Source organism: Rhodopirellula sp. J20-39, assembly GCF_057365095.1.
The window spans coordinates 3,568,893-3,587,846 of sequence record NZ_CP195123.1 but is presented as its reverse complement, the minus strand read 5'-3'; the positions used below and the strand labels follow the sequence as shown (position 1 = coordinate 3,587,846).

Annotated in this window: 12 protein-coding genes; 5 read left to right on the top strand and 7 right to left on the bottom strand. The window is 52.5% G+C overall.

Features of this window, described 5'->3' with window-relative positions:
• The first annotated feature begins 504 nt into the window (after positions 1–504).
• Complete coding sequence (locus ACR3ZL_RS13030; protein ID WP_486173525.1) at positions 505–978, top strand: hypothetical protein; 474 nt, start codon at positions 505–507, stop codon at positions 976–978.
• A gap of 223 nt (positions 979–1,201) precedes the next feature.
• Here the strand turns inward: ACR3ZL_RS13030 and ACR3ZL_RS13025 are convergent, their stop codons facing one another.
• The 6 genes from ACR3ZL_RS13025 to ACR3ZL_RS13000 form a co-directional block, all read right to left on the bottom strand.
• Positions 1,202–4,615: a DEAD/DEAH box helicase family protein gene (locus ACR3ZL_RS13025; protein WP_473652716.1), complete on the bottom strand. Its 3,414-nt coding sequence runs from the start codon at positions 4,613–4,615 to the stop codon at positions 1,202–1,204.
• Between the two features lie 3 nt (positions 4,616–4,618).
• The gene (locus ACR3ZL_RS13020; RefSeq protein ID WP_473652717.1) at positions 4,619–6,367 is read right to left on the bottom strand and encodes a DUF262 domain-containing protein; all 1,749 of its coding nucleotides are present in this window, start codon (positions 6,365–6,367) and stop codon (positions 4,619–4,621) included.
• Between the two features lie 65 nt (positions 6,368–6,432).
• Positions 6,433–7,410 (bottom strand): restriction endonuclease subunit S, encoded by a 978-nt coding sequence (locus ACR3ZL_RS13015; RefSeq protein ID WP_473652718.1) that lies wholly within the window; start codon positions 7,408–7,410, stop codon positions 6,433–6,435.
• Between the two features lie 182 nt (positions 7,411–7,592).
• Positions 7,593–8,000 carry a hypothetical protein gene (locus ACR3ZL_RS13010; protein WP_473652719.1) on the bottom strand — a complete coding sequence of 136 codons (408 nt, stop codon included), beginning with the start codon at positions 7,998–8,000 and terminating at the stop codon, positions 7,593–7,595.
• Positions 8,001–8,023: 23 nt separating this feature from the next.
• Positions 8,024–9,487: an ATP-binding protein gene (locus ACR3ZL_RS13005; protein WP_473652720.1), complete on the bottom strand. Its 1,464-nt coding sequence runs from the start codon at positions 9,485–9,487 to the stop codon at positions 8,024–8,026.
• Positions 9,484–11,046, bottom strand: coding sequence for a type I restriction-modification system subunit M (locus ACR3ZL_RS13000; protein WP_473652721.1), 1,563 nt, complete (start codon positions 11,044–11,046; stop codon positions 9,484–9,486). The genes ACR3ZL_RS13005 and ACR3ZL_RS13000 overlap by 4 nt, the downstream gene beginning before the upstream one ends.
• A gap of 148 nt (positions 11,047–11,194) precedes the next feature.
• Between ACR3ZL_RS13000 and ACR3ZL_RS12995 the strand changes: the two genes are divergently transcribed.
• The 4 genes from ACR3ZL_RS12995 (at position 11,195) to ACR3ZL_RS12980 (ending at position 16,478) form a co-directional block, all read left to right on the top strand.
• Positions 11,195–12,070 carry a GIY-YIG nuclease family protein gene (locus tag ACR3ZL_RS12995; RefSeq protein ID WP_473652722.1) on the top strand — a complete coding sequence of 292 codons (876 nt, stop codon included), beginning with the start codon at positions 11,195–11,197 and terminating at the stop codon, positions 12,068–12,070.
• 562 nt (positions 12,071–12,632) lie between these two features.
• On the top strand, positions 12,633–12,911 hold the full coding sequence (locus ACR3ZL_RS12990; RefSeq protein WP_473652723.1) for a hypothetical protein: 279 nt from the start codon (positions 12,633–12,635) through the stop codon (positions 12,909–12,911).
• An 828-nt stretch (positions 12,912–13,739) separates the two neighbouring features.
• The gene (locus tag ACR3ZL_RS12985) at positions 13,740–16,217 is read left to right on the top strand and encodes a recombinase family protein (protein WP_486173524.1); all 2,478 of its coding nucleotides are present in this window, start codon (positions 13,740–13,742) and stop codon (positions 16,215–16,217) included.
• Positions 16,218–16,319: 102 nt separating this feature from the next.
• Positions 16,320–16,478: a DUF1016 N-terminal domain-containing protein gene (locus ACR3ZL_RS12980; RefSeq protein WP_473652726.1), complete on the top strand. Its 159-nt coding sequence runs from the start codon at positions 16,320–16,322 to the stop codon at positions 16,476–16,478.
• A gap of 287 nt (positions 16,479–16,765) precedes the next feature.
• On the opposite strand, the gene ACR3ZL_RS12975 is transcribed toward ACR3ZL_RS12980, so the two are convergent.
• The gene (locus ACR3ZL_RS12975) at positions 16,766–18,928 is read right to left on the bottom strand and encodes a hypothetical protein (RefSeq protein WP_486173523.1); all 2,163 of its coding nucleotides are present in this window, start codon (positions 18,926–18,928) and stop codon (positions 16,766–16,768) included.
• Positions 18,929–18,954: the final 26 nt, after the last annotated feature.

The window sequence follows — 18,954 nt, the reverse complement described above, 5'->3', positions numbered from 1 at the left end:
ACAGACTTTTGTCCAAGTCTTGCTTGCGATTGCTCCCCCAGACATGGCAATACACTGGCCATCGAGACGACCTCCAGCAACATAGCTACGCCCCCCCATCTTGCAATCCGCACACCCAACGCTCAAAATGCGCCCAGCGGTAATCCTTAGTGACAAACCGTTGCACTGGTGGGAGCGACATTCGCGGAATGTGAAGCTAGCCCACTCGCTGGTGTCGAGGATTTTGAGCCGATTCACAGTCACGCATTCTTAATTAGTAGGTAGGACGTTTTCTTGGAGCCTGACGAGATATCAAAGCGGCACCCCGGCAATTTCTAGCTTATTAAAGGATACCAGCCAGTCTTGCCTTCGCACGCGATACGTGTTTGCCGCCTGGTGACCGGGGTAACGTGATCCGACCTGCTAGAAAACCAAACTTAATACGAGCTAATGCCTCGACACTCTAGATACACTAATCGCTGGAAAAAGACGCAGCGGCACGTTGAGCTCTACCCGGGAACCTGGGTGTCACAACGCGTTCTGGGGCACCCAGATTGCGAAGCAGCTAAGCTGGATCGCAAGATCGTCGTCGAACCGGAAGGTGATGACTGTGTCGCTACGTACAAAGAGATCGAGTACAGATGGACTGAACATGGTCGTCTATCCGCTGAGATCGCGTACTTTTGGGCATGTGGTAATTGCGGATTCCGCCATCGCAATACTGCGTGGGGAACCGAGCTCGTCTGCTGCCAGCAAGACCTTGCTGAGGCTCGTCGTCGCTTACCCGTACTTCGTTATTGCAATCAGAAACTCGATGCAACGAACCCACTTACTAATGCCAGTATAAAACACCTGTGTTGGGTCTGCATCGCTGAGCTTTTTGAAGGTGAAGGAATGCCCTACTGTTTCGTAGGGACGCTGCCCGGCAGCACCGCGAATCCGATTGGGTACATGGCGGTTGCAGTTGCGATGCTCAGCGGCGACGCTGACAGTGCGTGAATCGAAGACCAAAACCCACCTTTGGGATTTGAGGAAGCTTTGTTTTCTCCTCCACATCAAAAGATAGACTGACTCGTACCGCGATGTTGATTGAAGCTTTAAATACGAAGAACTAAGCTGACATCTGTCAGCCATTATTTGTCTTAGCCGAACGACCGGCGACCTTCGTCCGTCCGCTATCCAAGCGAACTCGACTTTCGATATATCGCTGTCTTCACAGCGTTTAGGCAGCGATCACCGAAGTCTTGATGTCTTCTAGCAGTTGCATGATCTTGTCGACCTCTTCACTGGTGAAGATTGCATCCGGTCCTTGTGGTGAGATGTCCGTGAAAGGTGATTCGTACAGAAGCGTCGCGTCCACGATTCCGTGATCCACTAGTTGGTTCACGATCAGGTTGATGAACTCAATTTGGTTGGCGTTGTAGACGCTTCCCTGTAAAAACTCGCCGAACAACCTCTTGGCTACTTCTCGATCGATTCCAACCAGCGATCGAACGAACACGCCGAAGCCTTCGCTTTCCTGCTTTGCTTGTTCAATGTATTCGTGATTGCCGATTTCGTTGTCGAGGAGGATACGCTCCAGATCGTCGAGATCGGCTTTTGTGAGCGTTTCGTTCGTGCGTAGTTTGCGAACCGCGTCGATGCCCAGATGCTCGCGTAGGAACGCCTGGGCCTTGCTACGGAAACGCTCAAAGGTGTCGGCACCGATGAATTCTTCTAGCTCGACTTCATTCTCGTCACCCAACGTGTCATCGAAATTCGTATAGATCGGCTTGCGTTTCGCCTTCTCGATGAACTGCACCAAATCACGCAATCGACGACGAATGACCTCCAGCATTGGAAGCGTGACATCCGCCCACCACTCCTCCGTTTGGATCGCCTCGATGTGGATCATTTGCTGATTCACCATGGGAATGGTGTGCTTCTCTTCCAGCAGTCCGGCGATGGCGACGACTTGCTGACGAAGCCGTTCGTAGGCAGGCTCTTTGTTGAGAAGCGACAACTGCAGGTTCAGCAACAACAGATCGAAGCGTTTTGCCTCTTCCGATTCTCGCTCCATCTGTGTGGGAAGCGGGGCGACCTCGTCGGCAAGCTCCTGGATCTCGGCTTCTTTGAGCCGTTCCCAAGCTTCCTTCTTGGCGAACTTTTCGACCGAGCGGCGATGAGCGCGAACGAGGAAGTTTTCGAGGTTCATCGATGCGACCTGCCTATGCAGGAATCGTGCCGCCAATGCCCGCACCTGAGTCTCTGAAGTTGGATCGGCTTCGTATCCGGCATCCGCTTCGCTGATCGCTTCGGTAGTTACAGGTAACTCTTTTCCGTCCAGAAAACGGATCAACTCCAACCGTCGCTTGAATAAGCGAGTCGACAGGGATTCCGCAGTTGAGCCAGCGGAGCCAGCCGGATTCTGGCTGAAGTATTCCAGATTTTGGCAGTAGTCGAAGATGTAGAAGAACTCTTTGTTCTGCCCCGGTCCGAACAGATCAGGACACAGTCGCGTCCCCCGACCGACCATCTGCCAGAACTTCGTCTTGGAACGAACCAACTTGAAGAATACGAGGTTCAGCACCTCGGGCACGTCGATGCCGGTGTCTAGCATGTCGACGGAGATTGCGATCTGAGGCAGCTTGTCCTTATTGGAAAAACTGTCGATCACCGTTTGGGCGTACTCGGTCTTGAACGTGATGATGCGGGCAAACTCGCCCTTGTAGTGCGGGTAGTTGATGTCGAAACGCTCTTTGATGAAATCGGCGTGACCCTGATTCTTGGCGAAGATGATCGTCTTGCCCAACAAATCACCGCCCGCGACGTACTGGCCTCGCGTCATCAAGTGTTTGAGTACCTTATCGACCGTGTCGATGTTGAATAGCCATTTGTTGACCGCTGCCGCTTCGACCTTGTCGGGGATGTTTCCCTCTTCGTCCCACTCAATCGCATCCCACTCATCTTTATCATCTTCTGACAAGTCGTCGTATTCGATCCCACCACGCTCAAACTTCAGCGGCACTGAGACCGCTTTCGGAGGAACTAGAAACTTGTCCGCGACCGCTTCGTCCAGATCGTAGGCATCGGTGGGCACGCCAGTTTCCAGATCGAATAATCCGTACGTGTTCTTGTCGATTTCGTCTTTTGGGGTGGCGGTCAGTCCAACCAGCAGCGAATCGAAGTAATCGAAGATCGCACCATACTTCTGGTACACACTCCGGTGAGCTTCGTCGATCACGACCAAATCAAAGTGTCCGACGCTGAACCGCTTTTGACCGTCTTTTGCATCGTCGATCAAGCCCATCATGGTCGGGTAAGTCGAAAGATAGACACGTCCTTCGGAATCCTTTTCCGTGACCAAATTCACGGGTGACGAGTCCGGCAGGTGGTCCTTGAACGCATTGGTGGCTTGATTGACCAGCGCCACGCGGTCGGCCAGAAACAGGACATGCTTCGCCCAATTGCAACGGATCAGCAAATCGCACAGAGCGATCACCGTTCGCGTCTTTCCCGAACCCGTCGCCATCACCAGCAGCGACTTCCGTTCGTTGTCCTTTTCAAACGACTCGCCGATTCGTCGGATCGCTCGCGTCTGGTAGTAACGACCGGCGATCTCCTCGTCGATTGTCGCCGAAGCCAAATCGCGGCGACTACTGCGTCGCTGGATCAGCAGTTCCAATTCCGCTTTCTTGTAGAAGCCCTGGACTCGGCGCGGCGCGTACATCGCATCGTCCCAGATCCAGTGTTCGTAGCCGTTGGTGTAGAAAATGATCGGTCGCTGTCCATACATCGCTTCCAGACAATCGGCATACAGCTTTGCCTGCTGTTCCCCGGCTCTTGAATCGCGTCGCGTCCGTTTGGCCTCGACCACCGCCAGCGGCTTGCCATCGTCGCCCCACAGCACGTAATCGACAAAGCCTTCTCCCTTGGTGTTGGGCATCCCCGTCACGGGGAACTCGCGATCACGCTTTTGATCCAGCAGCCAGCCGGATTCTTTCAACAGTTCGTCGATCCAGCGATCACGGGTTTCGGCTTCGTTGTAATCGTGATCGTCCTGAATCTTCTCGGCAGCCTTCTTCGCCTTGGCAACTTCAGTGCGAAGCAGCTTGATCTCGGCATCCAGCTTGTCCTTGTCGGACAACAAGACGGAGAGTTTCTCGTCCTTTTCCTTCAGTTGGGACTCAAGCAATTTCAGTTGATTGAGCGTTTGTTTGGGGATCGCGGTCGACGGCAGCAACGCTTGATCGAACGTCAGCGCGGGATCAGGGCGATTGTGTCGGGCGTAAAGTCTGGCGAACCAGTAGCAGAAGTGGAACAGTTCCTTGACCGTCGAAACCGCATCCGCTTCGGTGACATCACGATGACTGTGAACCGCATCATTGCCCCGCTTGTTGATCAGCTTCGCTTTGTTGAAGACCGCATCGCCAGCGGTTTGCTTGAACGTGGGTTCGTGGATCAACGCCGACAAGTTGTCTTGGTACGGCAGTTTCAAAGCCCGGTCGAACTTGTAAGCCCACCGCGCCGCCAATTCCAACGTACGGCGAGCGTAGAAGCAGGAAGTGCGAGGATCGGGGATCGCCGCCGACTCGGCTTTGCTGGCCGCTTCATGGATGTCCTTCCATTCGGAGGTGAGGAAGTCAAAGTTGCTCATAGTCTAGTTCGACTGCTTCGCCTTTCGCTTGACCTTTTTCTTCGCACTTCTTTTGATGGGCTTGCGGACTGCACCTGACAAGGGCCATGTTTTTACAGCAAGTTCTGCTAGTTGCTCTTGCCGCTCTATGATTGCTTCCGCGGTCCAAGCACTTTTTCGGGCGATACTTGAAGTCGTCTTGAAATTTGAGTTTTTGAGCACCTTCTTCTTCTCGGTAAAACCACCGTTCCCGATATCTGAGTTCTCCAAAGCTCCAAGTATTGCGAGATTACCAATTCGTCTGACGTACGTCCGATGTGACTCCTCATCGAAATTCCTCCATCCCTCGGACAGATTCAGCGGCAACACATGTTCCAACGATACATCGTCCACACTTTCGCTTGGTTTCCATCCTGCTTTTTCGGCGTTCGAGTACGCCTCAATCTCACGAAGCCAATAACGTACTCGCTGACTATTCGACGAGGTTGCAACCGAAAAGGCCTCCCTGAATTGGCTGTCAGTAGGAACAATATTGAGTAACGCAGTACGCAAGTCCGTTTCTTTTACGATTTTCTTTTCGAAAATCAGCTTTGCAATCGCAGAGTACTTAACCTCCAAGGTTCCCCCACGACCAGACACCACAAGCGACCTAACGATACACGAGACCAGCAACCTCAGTGCCTTCACCGTTTCGGACTTTGAGAAGTTCGCAACAATCGCTAAAAGCAACGGCAACGACTCACGCGTCTGGAGCGAGTTGATAGCCGCAACATAAATTTTTGCCACATCGCCATATGGCTTCCAGAAAGGATGCCCCGAACTAAACAACGCACAGTAAGTCTTTGCAAATCTGTTCAAGTCAGTCACAAAACTCACAGACTTAGCGGGAGTACTGACCTTCTTCCGGATCTCTTTGTACAGCTGTTTTTCTCTAGCTAGGCCATGCTGGGAAGACCAGAGGTGCCTTACGTAGTCAACGACAACTTCATCGCTACCAATCGCCTCAAGAACACTCCCCATTGATGTCCATTTCCCCTGCACCTCTTCCAAACGGGAACCTGCTTTCGAGAACAAATAGTTCTTAAGTAGGTCTGTAATTGCAAGCGCGAGTCCTCTGTCGTTTAGTGTCTCAAAAATGGTGAAAGCATTAGCATCAGAAGGCACGCTCACCGAAATAACTTTTGCCTTCTTGTGGATGAAGTCAATCCAATCGATCAACGCGTCGACGCTATGCGAACCCGAAGAATCAGCAACTGCTTTGATCCGTCTCGCTGCGATCGCTGCTGCCTTGTCAATTCGGCGATGCGATTCTAGTTCAGGCTTAGACTTTTTCCTTTTCGATGGCTCCGTCACGATGTGGTTGATAAAAAAGTCATTATCAACGCTGTTGAGGCGGAGCCGAGGCTCCAGTTCTTCGGTACGAAGGTCAACGCTAGCTAGATATGTTCGTCCAATTTCATCGGCCTTCGTCTGCTGCTCATTTCTTAAGAGAAAGTCCCGAATCGCAGCAATGACAATGACAGTCGTTGCCAATCGCTGCTGCCCATCAACCACGTCCGGCTGATCTGAGTCTGCATTTGTCAAAACGATTGACCCGAGGAAATACTCTTCATCTCCATCGTGAATTGCAGTCGCAATGTCGTTTAACAGGTCTTCGACATGGTCATCTTTCCAGGCATACGACCGCTGATAGATTGGCACAGCATGTCGACTTGCGGCTACGATCCCGCCCAGACCGGCTAGCTTGATGTCGAGCTCTCTTGTCTTAGCCATTACTTTCGGTCCATTTGGAGGTTAGAAATCCTGAATTGCTCATCGCGTGCCCTCGTTTTCCGTGATCATAGGTCCCCTCGAAACGCCCGGTGTTGGAGGGAGGCGAAGAGTTGGTCTAGTTCGGTTAGATGACGACGAACAACCGATTTTTCTTCCTCAAGCGATTCATCAATCGCAACAAATTTGCGTTGAAGCTCAATAGGTGGAACGGGAATCGGTAATCGCTTTAGGTCGCCTAAATTCAACAGCCCTTGATTTCCACCTTTTGTGGTGTTTTTAACGCAACGCTGAAACTGAGTAGAAGCCATACACCTAAAAACAAATCGCGACTCCAAGCCTTCAGCTGGCACAACTACCGCAAGGTTGCGGTGTACGTTCGCTCCGGCAAAGTCTGGTGGGACAAGAGCACACAAACCAATTGTTCCGACCAGCGAAATCACCACTTCGCCACCTGAAAGAAGCGTTCTTTTGTATTGATTTGATAACGATTGTGATACTCGATGTAGTCCATTCCGTGAAACACTGCCGCCGCGAATGTCCTGAATGCGGAGCATGATGACGCCGTCTTCGTGATAGTCACCCGGTTTAAGAATGCCGTACGAGATTGGGCGTTTTGCGTGCAGTGTCTCACCCAGTGGTCGACTAACCCATCCCTTGGGATTTTTTAGATCGCCGAACATATCGAGGAAGATGGATTGGGTGAGTTCGTCGAGGAGGGCGAGGGCGGCGCGACGCTTGGCTCGCAACGCCTCTGCCCGATCCAAGATCTCCGCGATCCGCTTCTGCTCCGAAAGCGGCGGAAGGGGAATCCTAATTTTCGCAACATGGGCCGGCCTCGCTCTTAATAGCGAGCCACCAACGCCAGCAACTGTGTTCATGAAAAATGCATGAAATACATCGCCGACGAGCAGTTGTCGCAAAAACGGTGCGTGAATTCTAGGATCGCGGAATACTATCCACTCACTCGACGCTATTTGACGGCGGCCATTCTTTGATCCAACAATCCATGCCCGACGGATGTGTGGAACGATCTTCGACAGCAAAACGTCACCGGGTTCGACACACTGCTTTGACGAACCGATTTCTTCGCCGCGTTTAACTTCAGGTTCGCCAGCATCGAAAGCCGGAATGCTGAGTAACTCAAACTCTTCGCTCGGAAATTTGGCAGGATTCACCGAGCCAGAACGAGTCGCCATAAGTTCTGATAATTCGATAAGTTCGTAGCTCACTTCAGCATCCCCCGCAGTTGCTTCATGCCTTGGGTGATCTCTTTCTCGATGCTTTCCAGTTCATCGAGAATCGCTTGCGGTGGGCGATGGTCGACTTCTTCGTGGACGACCTCCTTGTAACGGTTGATCGACAAGTCGTAACCTTGCTCGACGATGTCCGACTTCGGCACGCAAAAGCTCTGCGCCGTGCGGCGATTGTCTAACACCTCCAGCTCAAAAGCGTGTTCAAGGTCGCTCCTGGACGGCGGCCCATCCCGTTCTGGGGCAACCGTCTTCCGACCGTCCAGGCTGGGGGTGGCGTCCGTTTGTCGGACAAAGGTGAAAATAGCCGGGATCGTCTTAAGTCCTTTCCAGGTAATGCCTTGCGATTCACCGACTTCTTGGATCTGTAATGCAGAAATCAAAAATGAAAATAAGATACACACAATTAACACCATGACGGGACGTACCTCATGAACTTGCGGCTAGCCTCCGGATTGACGGGTTTTATTTGCCCCGTTTCGAGGGTTTCGTTGATGATGCGGGTCGCTTTTGCGGATTGGGTGTTCTTAAGTCCAAATCGTTTCCGGACGGTCGCATTCGTCATTTGTTCACCGGTGACGATGCACAAGCAGGCATGCTGCAAACAAGCGCGTATGCGTTCGTCTCGCGTCATGTCGTCCAATGGTTTATGGGCCCACAAGGTAGATTTGGTCGAATCAACTGGAGTTTCAAACAACGCTGGCGGCAGTTGAAAAATCTCGACTGCTCGAACAACCTTATCGATGCCAGTCCCCAGTTCCTCGCAAATGTTCAGCCGTCGTGACATGGCGGCCAACGCTTCGTTCCGGGAGCGGGGCGGACCGTCAATAAATCGAATCGGATCTAAAAGAGGTTGGCCAGGACTCGTGACTTCAATGCGGCGATCGAAGATCTCAACGACTGGCCCGGTGCCACGGATTGAAAAGTCTTGATGAATAATCGCGTTGCCGACCAGTTCGCGAATCGCAATCGCAGGATACATCTTGACCTGGGTGCGTAACGCTTGCTCGATCGGCTCGTTTTGTTCGACTTGGGAATTGACGAAAGCGACTGCGGCCTCAAACGACATCGCGTAACCGCGAGTCGCTGGAGCGTCTTCCCATTGCCGCTCGATGTTAAACCTGCCATTGCCTGAATACTTAATGACACGGATCGTCTTCCGACCAAGACGCCCGAAGTCGCCAAGATTCTTTGCAAACAAGATGGCCCCTAAGTTTGTGATGTCAAATCGATCACCGGGACGTGCAACTGCCAAACGTTCGTCGCACAACCGACTCAAAATTCCCGCTTGGTCAGAAGGCAACGCGATACCAAGCTTGTCGAAGCAAGTTGTAAAGTCGAGCAACTGTAGGACACGCGGGCCATCCACATCCTGCAAAGCGAAGCCCGCCTCGAATGTTGTGGTGTCAAACGAAGCCCACAATTTTCGGGCATGTTCGGGATAGTCTTTTAGTTTTCTCTTCTGACTATCGACACGAACGAACGCCTCGCTGCCGAATCGCACAGGTTGGTTGGGTGCCTTGGGAATCCTGAGAACGACCAGTCGCTGATCCTCAACCTCGGTCTCGAAGAACTGAAAATCGAGCTGGGGTAACGTCGAGCGGATGAGCCAATTGGTCAAAGGCTCATTGCCTTTGCGAGCATCCCCTGGTCGAAATTTCGTGCCACGAATCTCAAGCGATTCGTCATGGACTCCCCACACCAAGTAACCAAACTCGACACCTACGATTGCGGCGGAATTAGAAATCGCCGAAATGTATTCCGCAATTTCTTCAGGGTGCTCGTTGTTGCATTTGAATTCACACCACTCGCACTCACGCCCAAGGGAGCGGAGATGAGCGATGAGGTCGTGAAGTTGTTGTTGCGTCACTTCAGCATCCCCCGCAGTTGCTTCATGCCTTGGGTGATCTCTTTCTCGATACTTTCCAACTCATCCAAAATCGCTTGCGGGGGGCGATGGTCGACTTCTTCGTGGACGACTTCCTTGTAACGGTTGATCGACAAGTCGTAACCTTGCTCGACGATGTCCGACTTCGGCACGCAAAAGCTCTGTGTGGTGCGGTCAGAAAACCCCTTGGGGCAGCCGCGGCTAGCGCCTTGCGGCTCACGAATTTTGTTCCATTTGGCGACAATGTCGGGCAAGTTGTTTTTCGCGTGCTCGTCCTTTTTCAGCTTCGCCGTCGGCGCGGGGCCTTGCTTCTCCGGTGGTAACAGCTCGGTTCGCTTGTCGTCCAGCGACTTGCCATCGGCCTGCATGTCGTAGAACCAAACGTGCTCGGTGCCGCCCGAGTTGGTCTTGGTGAACAACACGATTGCCGTCGAGACACCCGCGTACGGCTTGAACACGCCGCCGGGCATGGAAATGATGCCGTCGAGCTTTTGATCCTCGACCAACATCTTCCGCAGCGTCTTGTGCGCCTTCGACGAACCGAACAACACGCCGTCGGGGACGATGATCGCCGCGCGGCCACCGGGCTTGAGCAACCGCAGGAACAGCGTCAGAAAAAGCAGCTCGGTCTTCTTCGTCTTGACGACTTGCAACAAGTCCTTGGCACAGCTCTCGTAATCCAGCGAGCCTGCGAACGGAGGATTGGCCAGCACCAGCGAGTAGCGTTCCTCCTCCGCACCATGTTCCTGAGCCAACGAGTCGCGGTAGACGATGTCGGGATTCTCCACGCCGTGCAGCAGCATGTTCATACTGCCGATCCGCAGCATCGTGCTGTCGAAGTCGAAACCGTGGAACATATCGCCGTGGAAATGCTTTTTCAGCTTGGCATCGCGGAGGACTTCGGGATGCTTTTCACGCAGGTATTCGCCAGCGGCCACAAGAAAGCCTGCCGTTCCGCAAGCCGGATCGCAGATCACGTCCTTCGGCGTCGGTGCGGTCAGTTCGACCATCAATTCAATGATGTGACGCGGCGTGCGGAATTGTCCGTTCTGGCCTGCCGTGGCGATCTTGCCCAGCATGTATTCGTACAGATCGCCCTTGGTGTCCCGATCTTCCATCGGTACTTGGTCGATCATGTCCACGACTCGGGCGAGCAGCGCCGGTGTCGGGATCGTGAACCGAGCGTCTTTCATGTGCTTGGTGTACGTCGATCCGTCACCACCGAGAGTTCGCAGAAACGGAAAGACGTGTTCGTTGACGACGTCGAACATTTCTTTGGGCTCGAAGTGTTTGAAACGCGACCAACGTAAATCGTCGTAGACGCGTTTCTTTTCGTCCTTGCCTTCAGGGAAGATGCGATTCGCCATCGGCTTCTTCGTCCGGTTCGCTTTGTTTTCTTCCAGCGTGTGCAGATCGTCCAGACGTTTGATGAATAGCAGATACGTGATCTGCTCCATCACTTCCAGCGGATTCGAGATCCCGCCCGTCCAAAACGCGTCCCAGATCTTGTCAACTTTGCTTTTGATTTCGCCAGTGATCACGAGGGACTTCCTTGTTAACCTGCAGTTTCGCTCGAAACTGAACGGATTTTGAATTATTTGATGCGTGGAACGCACAGGTTAGCCAATCTACCAAGCGAGATGTCACTACGGTATCGTAGGCGGGCCAAAATCCCCCCCGGAAACAAACGTGACAACAACGACTGCCAAAACCATCCAAATTTACCTTCCCGCTGGTGAACCACGCGGCATTCGCATCGCCGAGATTACCACTCGGATCGTGCAGGCTGTGCTGATACCGCGTAGTGACTTGGCGCATGGCAAGCTGCGCAGAGAACTTGATCTTCCTGGCGTCTACTTCCTATTCGGTGAGGGTGAGGACGAGGCAAAGCCAATCGTCTACGTCGGTCAAACTGAGGACTGTCGAAAGCGCTTCGACAGCCACAACAAGACAAAGACGTTTTGGAAGACAGCGATCTTCTGCGTTTCCAAAACGCAAAACTTTACGCAGGCCCACATTCGATACCTGGAATGGCACTGCATGCAGCAGGCCAAGAAGACGGCACGTTACACGCTCGACAACGGACAGGTGCCAGAGAACTCGAACTACGTTCCCGAACCAATGGAGGCTGAGTTGCTCGACGTATTCGAGACGATCAGTACGTTGGTCTCGACTCTGGGCTATCCGGTATTTGAACCGCTCGCCCGCGATATCAATACAGTCTCTCGCTTCTTCTGTCGTTCGAGAGGATGCGATGCCACTGGTGAACTTGTCGAGGATGGCTTCGTGGTTCGGCAAGGCAGCAAATCTCGAATTGAACCGACCGCATCCATGCCCGAACAGATCGGCAATCGACGCAAGAGCTTGCTCGAAGCCGGCATCATCTCGGAAGTCGGCGGTGTCTATGTCTATCAACAGGACTACCTTTTCCCGTCTCCTAGCGGCGCTGCGGCGACTGTGCTTGGAGCATCGGCGAACGGGTGGAATGAATGGAAAGACGCGAACGGCCGCACTCTAAGCGAAGTGCATCGCGAAACGGATGCAATCGAAGCGAGTGACGACTGAGACCCGGTTGCAATTCCTTCGTTGACAATCACAGCGTTAGCCGACTGTGCCTCGTGCGATCTCGGCCTATTAGCAAACGCAGCTCCTTCTCATTGCCAGCAGGTGGCAACGCGACACGCTAAATTCCTGCTGATACTGCGCTACATATAGGTGGAGACGATTAGTCCCCGCCCGTCGTTCGTGGTCATCTTCTGGTAAATCGCCAGGCAAGGGAGTCCTATTTCCTTGTTTGGCATTTCCGTGCACCAGAGTCTGCCTTCGCGGTTGCCACGAGCTTCTTTTTGACGGGTATTTCACTTCATCTTGCTGGATAGGCAAGACAAGCAAAGCGGGAGGAAACTTTGCCAAATAGACGTCAGGGTTCTGACATTCGCAACCAGAACCTGCCCTCGAGTCGAGGGCGAAACCAGATACCTGCTCAATGGAAGACATACTGGGCAAAAAATGCTTTTACAAAGCCAAGCCGACGCGAACTGCGCCGCCAGCGGGCGAAGCTGATCGGTCAATTTGGACGCGTCAACTACCGGTGTCATTGCGGTCGTCGCTAAGGAGGCAGCTGGCAATGCATGAGAAAAATGAAACGCAGGAAGAATCGAACCAGACCGCTGGCGGCGCAGAGAGCCCGCTGGACGAATTGGTCGATTTGATTGCGTTACTGGCCGCCAGGAAGCACCTGTGTGAATCCGCGGCGAGACTGGAAAGCCAATCTGATAACCCAAACCAACAGGAATCGAAGAAACCACGACCAACTCTTTACTCACCATTCTTAGATGAGATGATTAGCGCGACAACGAACAGCAAACCCGACAGAGCGGAGGAAGACGGAACAAGTGACAGGTGATTGGCTTTGCCCGATAGGCTCAGCATTGTCGGTGATCGGTTGGCGGATCAGATCGAACCGGCCGATCGGTTGATTGAAGCGGTGTATCGAGGCGTCACGCAAACCTACCAGCTGGGAATTTACAATCGTCATATCGTTACCGGACCGGTAGCGACGCGACCGACGGCCTACCTGAGTGCTTCCAGTGGATCCAACCAGCCATCTCCACCGCCCTCGGCTGCGAACAATCGCCTCTGGGAGAGCGTCATCCTCCAGCGGGACCCAATACCGGGTGCAGGGAGACTCCTACCGACCAGAAGGACTGGCGAGCCGCTCAATTACAAGAATGGGAACGAGAGCCTCCCGCAGAGCCGAATGCCTCAGAAGCCCACACCAGCTGACAGCTAAGCTTGATGCGTCTCTCTGCCCGCGCACAAAAAAACCTCGGTATGAACCGAGGTTAAATGTGCAACGCCAATGGCGTTAAAATGCCCCCGCTAGGGCCTGAACATCTCTCTGAAACATTGGTTCTAGACGTCTTTTAGCAAACTAGGGCCAAATCTCGGCCCAGCGGTCAAAGTCGTTATCGCATAGCTGATTCGACATGGCCATTCAGTTTTACGCTGCCCGTTCGCCATCACGAATTCGATGCGTGTCACCCGTCGTGCCTTCTACGCTCGAGCCGGGATGACCGCACCGCTTTCGTAGCGAACGGGCAGTGAAAACTCTTCAACTCAACGTGGTGGCAAGGAGTCTCTCCTTTAGCCCCCGAAGTTTTCCAAGATCCACACAAGTTCCGATGCTAGCGGCACGTCCGCACCGAACCTCCCCTAACAGCAATATCCAATCATGACACGCCCCAACAAGAATCCAAATTCCGACTTCACCCATCGTTCCGTTCCAGGTCTACCGACGGAGAACGCCCTACGCGAGCTCGCCAAAACATACCTCGACGAGCAACTGCAACACTTTCCTGAGTATCAATCACCCGAACTCCTGCCCGAGTCCAATGCTGCAGCGTACGAGGAACTAGCCAGGCAATTCACCGAGGCCTACTGCTCCGGCACCGTGCAACGCTTTTCTCCAAGCTCTCGCGTCCCCAAGAACGTCGCGGTGGCTGCATGCTACATCCGCTACAGCGACCACAATTCGAACACTCGCTCGCTCGACCAACAGCTCATCAACGTGCTCAAGCAAGCCAAACGTCTGGATGTCTTTATCCCGTGGAACTACGTCTTTGCTGATGCGGCCATTACCGGAACGACGACAGATCGTCCCGGCTACCAAATGCTAAAGAGCATGATCGAAGCAACTGAACAGACAGCGGAGATCGTCATCGTCGATCAGCTCGATCGTCTTCATCGCGACCAAGAGAACTCGCTCAGCTTCATGAAAGTTGTGAAATCTCGGAGTCGCCGACTATTAACTTGCGATGGTATTGATTCCGATCATGACTCCTGGAAACTCACCCACGCGATGAGTTCGCTACATAGCGAGATGCACATCGACCAACTGAAAGCAAAGGTTGATCGCGGGATGACAGACGCCGCCAAAAATGGAAAGCACCTTGCTGCTCCTCCCACCGGGTATCGGCTCAAACATCGAAAAGACGCTGATGGCAACACCCTCGTCACTGCAAACGGCAAGGTTGAACAAGAGGTCGTCATCGATGAAGAAGCAGCGGAGGTGGTCCGCAGGATCTTCGACCTGTACGCCAATAAAAAGCTAAGCCCAGCAAGAATCGCAAAGATCTTAGATGGCGAGAATGCACTTGGGCGGTCCACGTGGGGCCAATCCACCGTGGCACAAATGCTCAAGAACGAAAAATACATTGGGCATTGGGCGTGGAAGATGACCCGCCGCGCCAAAGATCCTGTTACCGGGAAACAGCGAGTGGTGGCCGTGCCCAAAGAGGAGCAAGTAGCAATCGAGTTCCCAGAGCGACAAATTGTTCCGCGGGATCTCTGGGACGCAGCGGTCCAGCGTCGGAAAGAAGTGTCGCGGAACACTCGACCGTCCAAAGGTCATCAGTCGAAGTCGCGACAGGAAGTCTACCCAAACATGCTATTTGACCTGCGATGCGAGCACTGCGATCGTCCGCTGCTGCGGTACCGATCCCAAGCGGGAAAGTACGTTCAGCTTCACTGCCCCAAAGGCAAAGACGGCTTGCAAGGATGCACTCTCAAATCTTCTAAGTCGTTGAAAATTATTGAGGAGTGCATTTTGACCTACATCAAACAACAGCTTTTCAGTGATGGCTTCGCTGAGCGTCTTTGCGTCAAGACAAACGAGTATCTGCAACTGGAGGCTGCCAAGCCACCAGTCGATACAGCAAAGCTTGCCCGTGCGATCAAATCGCTAGCCGCGAAGTTAGCTCGCAATGCAGACCGATTAGCCGACATGGGCGAGGGTGTCGCAGCGGAGAGATTGTTGGCGAAAATTCAAGAGGACGAGCTTGAGCTTGCCGAAAAGAAGTCGGAGTTAGCCCGTACGGAGAAAACGAACTATCGGCCAGAGAAACTCGACGTCGAAACGATCAACGGGTTCCTAGAGGATCTTCGCGGACTGCTGGGTGGGGATCTGGTTAAGGCTCACGACATCCTCTCGAAAATGATTGGACCGGTCTATGTTTCGATCGGTAAAAAACAGGGTCGCACTCACGCATGGCGAGCACGAATCAAGCTAAACCCCGTTCCTGCCTTAGTGGAGATTGGTCGTTCGACAGATTGTCCAACCACACACTCACTGGAGTACCTCCAAGAGTGTCTTTGGACAATGGGTCAGGAAGCCGATCTCACGATCAAAGAGTTCCCCAATTACCAACGAATTGCGGCAGAAGCGACGGAAATGCACCATGCCGGCTCATCAATCAACAGCATCGCCGTCGCCTTGGAGATTGATCCTTCGACCGTCAAGCAGGCGATCGAGTGGGGGGCAAAGAACGATACCAACTTCATTCCTCGCGCCGACTACAGCGTCCGGCGAAACATCGCAACTAACAAGACAGCCAAGTTAGGCCCCGAAGTCGCCAAACTGAAAGACGTGGAAGGTCTCTCCTTCCACAAGATTGCAAGGAAGCTCGGCACCACCGGCGGCACGGCCTCGCGAGCTTACAAGCAGTTTCACTCAAAGAAGAACTACAACGCGGTCAGCAACGGCGAGAAGTTAGATACGGGCCCGGCACGTCGCAAGATCTCCGAGGAACAGATCAACCAGATCCGCGACCTGCTAAATGAAGGCAAGCTCAGCAAACGAGCGATCGCTCGCCAGGTAGGAGTGACCCCCTGGACCGTCCGGCACGAGGCTAAACGGATGAACAATGGGTAGCCGTCTCAAGGGTAGTTGGCGAACCCACTCAACGTTCTGGCTCCCCTCGCCCGCTCCGGTGGGGAGAGTTGTGCGTAAGAGACAAGGGAAATAACCGCCCTCATGAAAAACGACAAGTACCGCGACTGGATCGTCTCGATCAAAAGTCGAGTTCAGGCGTCTCTGATCAAAGCCACCGTTGCGGTGAACGTCGCAATGCTGAAACTCTACTGGTTCATTGGCGATCAGATCGTCGAGCGACAAGAGAAAGCGGGTTCTTGAAACAGATGAGCCCAGACTTGCTGACCGAAATCCTCGAAATGAAAGGGTTCTCTGTATGGAATCCCTAGCGGATCCGGCGGTGGTACCAGATCTGGTCAGACGCGGCGGAAATGGGGCAACAGCCTGTTGCCCAAATTTGGCCACAACCTGTGGCCAAATCGCTTTTTAATACGCCACAGCTTGTGGCGCAAATACCGCGGGACAACAACGGACTTATCCTCGAAAAGCTAAACGCCCCCGGCAACTGCTCCGCGATCCGTGAAACTTCGATTTCCAGACCTTGAATCCTAAGTCTCTTCAGCTTCTAGATCCCACTCATTGCTTCTCGCCTCACGAACGAGTTCTCTAATTTTACGATGAACTACGTACTTCTTTGTGCCGACCGTTGCGAATTCATTGGCAACCTCGTCACGCAGTTGTGATGGGATATAGGTCCCGACCTGAGACAACAATGTCGATGGAAGATGAATAGAACCAACGTCCGATTGAGAGAGCGACGCAAGTGTAGCAACAAAATTCGCAAGATAGTCCATGCTCATTGCTACGTGATAGACGAAGTCATTCTCTTTGCCGATACTGCGCACGATTCGCCAGTACATCCGATCCATGGTCAATAACCATATTTTGTAACCATAGTCTGTCCCCTCAACCTTTATTGACTTACGCAGTCGTTTGACTGCTGTATACGCATTGACATCGTTCCTAACCAGCGTTTCAAACCTGTATTCATCCATTTTCCCATACCGATTCTTTTGCTCGAGCCATTGACCAAACACGAGCTCCCATTCAGCGTGATCGTCATTATCGAGAGCAGCAGGTATTTCTTCAACCATGATGCTGAATTCATGCTGAATAAAGTCGATAGCGTTCTGATTCTGATTGGTCTCACCGATAATCTCAGAAATTATTTGCTCGATGGTCGGGCCACCGACTCTCCCTGATCTAGCAAATACTTCGATCAGCCTCGGAGATGCCTTTAGTCTTGCTGCTTGCTGTTTCGGGCTGACATTCCTCAGGTGGTTCTGCCATTCGAGCAATACAGGGCCTCGCAAGTGAGCTACAAATTCTTCCATAAAGGGTCGGAAAGTCTTTATGCGAATTCCAAGGCTCCGTGCGGTTTCTAACGTCTTCATCAAGAACCTTGGCGAGTCGTGGTCATAAAGCTCGGCTGTGCAATGAATCAGCGCCGTTGTGTCCACATAGATAACATCTCGTCCAAAGAGCTTTTTACAGGCCTTCTGAATATCTGGAGTCGATTCCAAGAAAGCCTGCGATACAAAGATGTCGGACTTCGATCTTAAATAAGCCAGAATGTCGTCGTCTCCGCTCGAAACCAGATAAAAGATCGCAGATGGAGCAATGTCCATAATCTGGATCTCTTCCATCGAAAGCGATGGATGCTCGGCCTTCAAGAACTGAGACACAAGTTCCTCAGTGTTGAGGATATTTACCAGATTCGCAATCGGATTTTGAATCTGCCTGCCTTGTTCACGCATGTACCATAAAATGCAACTGTGAACGAAGTGTTCTACTTCCTTCCGGTTGAAGGAGTAGTCAATTTCATTTTCAAGACAAACCTTTTGTACTGCTAGCGAAACATTTGCTCGAAACATCATTTCAATTTCGGTTGCGTCAGCCTCTCTTTGCTTAAGGTTGACCTTCGTCGTTTCGGACAGAACGACTGCCCCACTCTTCAGCTCCAATACCTCTCCTTTCCTTATGAGTTCTACAAGGCGTGGTGGAACAATTTGATGAATGCGAGGATGGTGGCCTCCTGGGAACAACTTGCAAATTCCCTCCAAAATTTGAGTTTGGGTTAATCCATCTTTGAGATTTGTCTCATTTAAGGCACCAAGAATAAATGCTTCAAAGATCGCCTTCGTCAGGTTTCGACCTTGATTTCTATCTCGGCTGTGCAACCCCAGATAACGAATTACCTGCATCTCCTCCGCGTCGGAGAGGACTTCGGAATACAACTTCTCAGGCTGTAAATCTGAAAGCAGTGGGAAGAGAATCTGCTGAGCATAGCTATCTGCGACTTGTTGTCTAACGTTGTTCGATTGGACACGCTCGATGAACCAAGTTGCATCACATACTTGCAAGCTCACCCGTTCTGACCGAAGCGCCTTCTTCGTCTCGTCCAGGGCGAGCCCAATCGTTGAAGAGGTGCAATATACAAGCGTATGCGGTGGGTTATCGCTAAGCTTCTTCCACGTCGCTAGCACCTTTGATCGCGCGGTCTTAGCAGGGGATATGCAAGACTGAAAGACAATTTCGTTTCGCCCCTCACGTGAAACAATGCGAGCGTCCATGCCCTTGTCTTTCTTTGCTCCCAAACCCTCTAGTTCCGGGTAGTCAGACAAGAGAAACGCGTTGGCGAAACGTTCGAACGCTTCGCCGTGTTCTTCCCCTGTGAACTCAAAAGCGCGGGCGAGCTTGGTCGCTAACATTGATTTGCTCTTTCGTTATCTGTAGA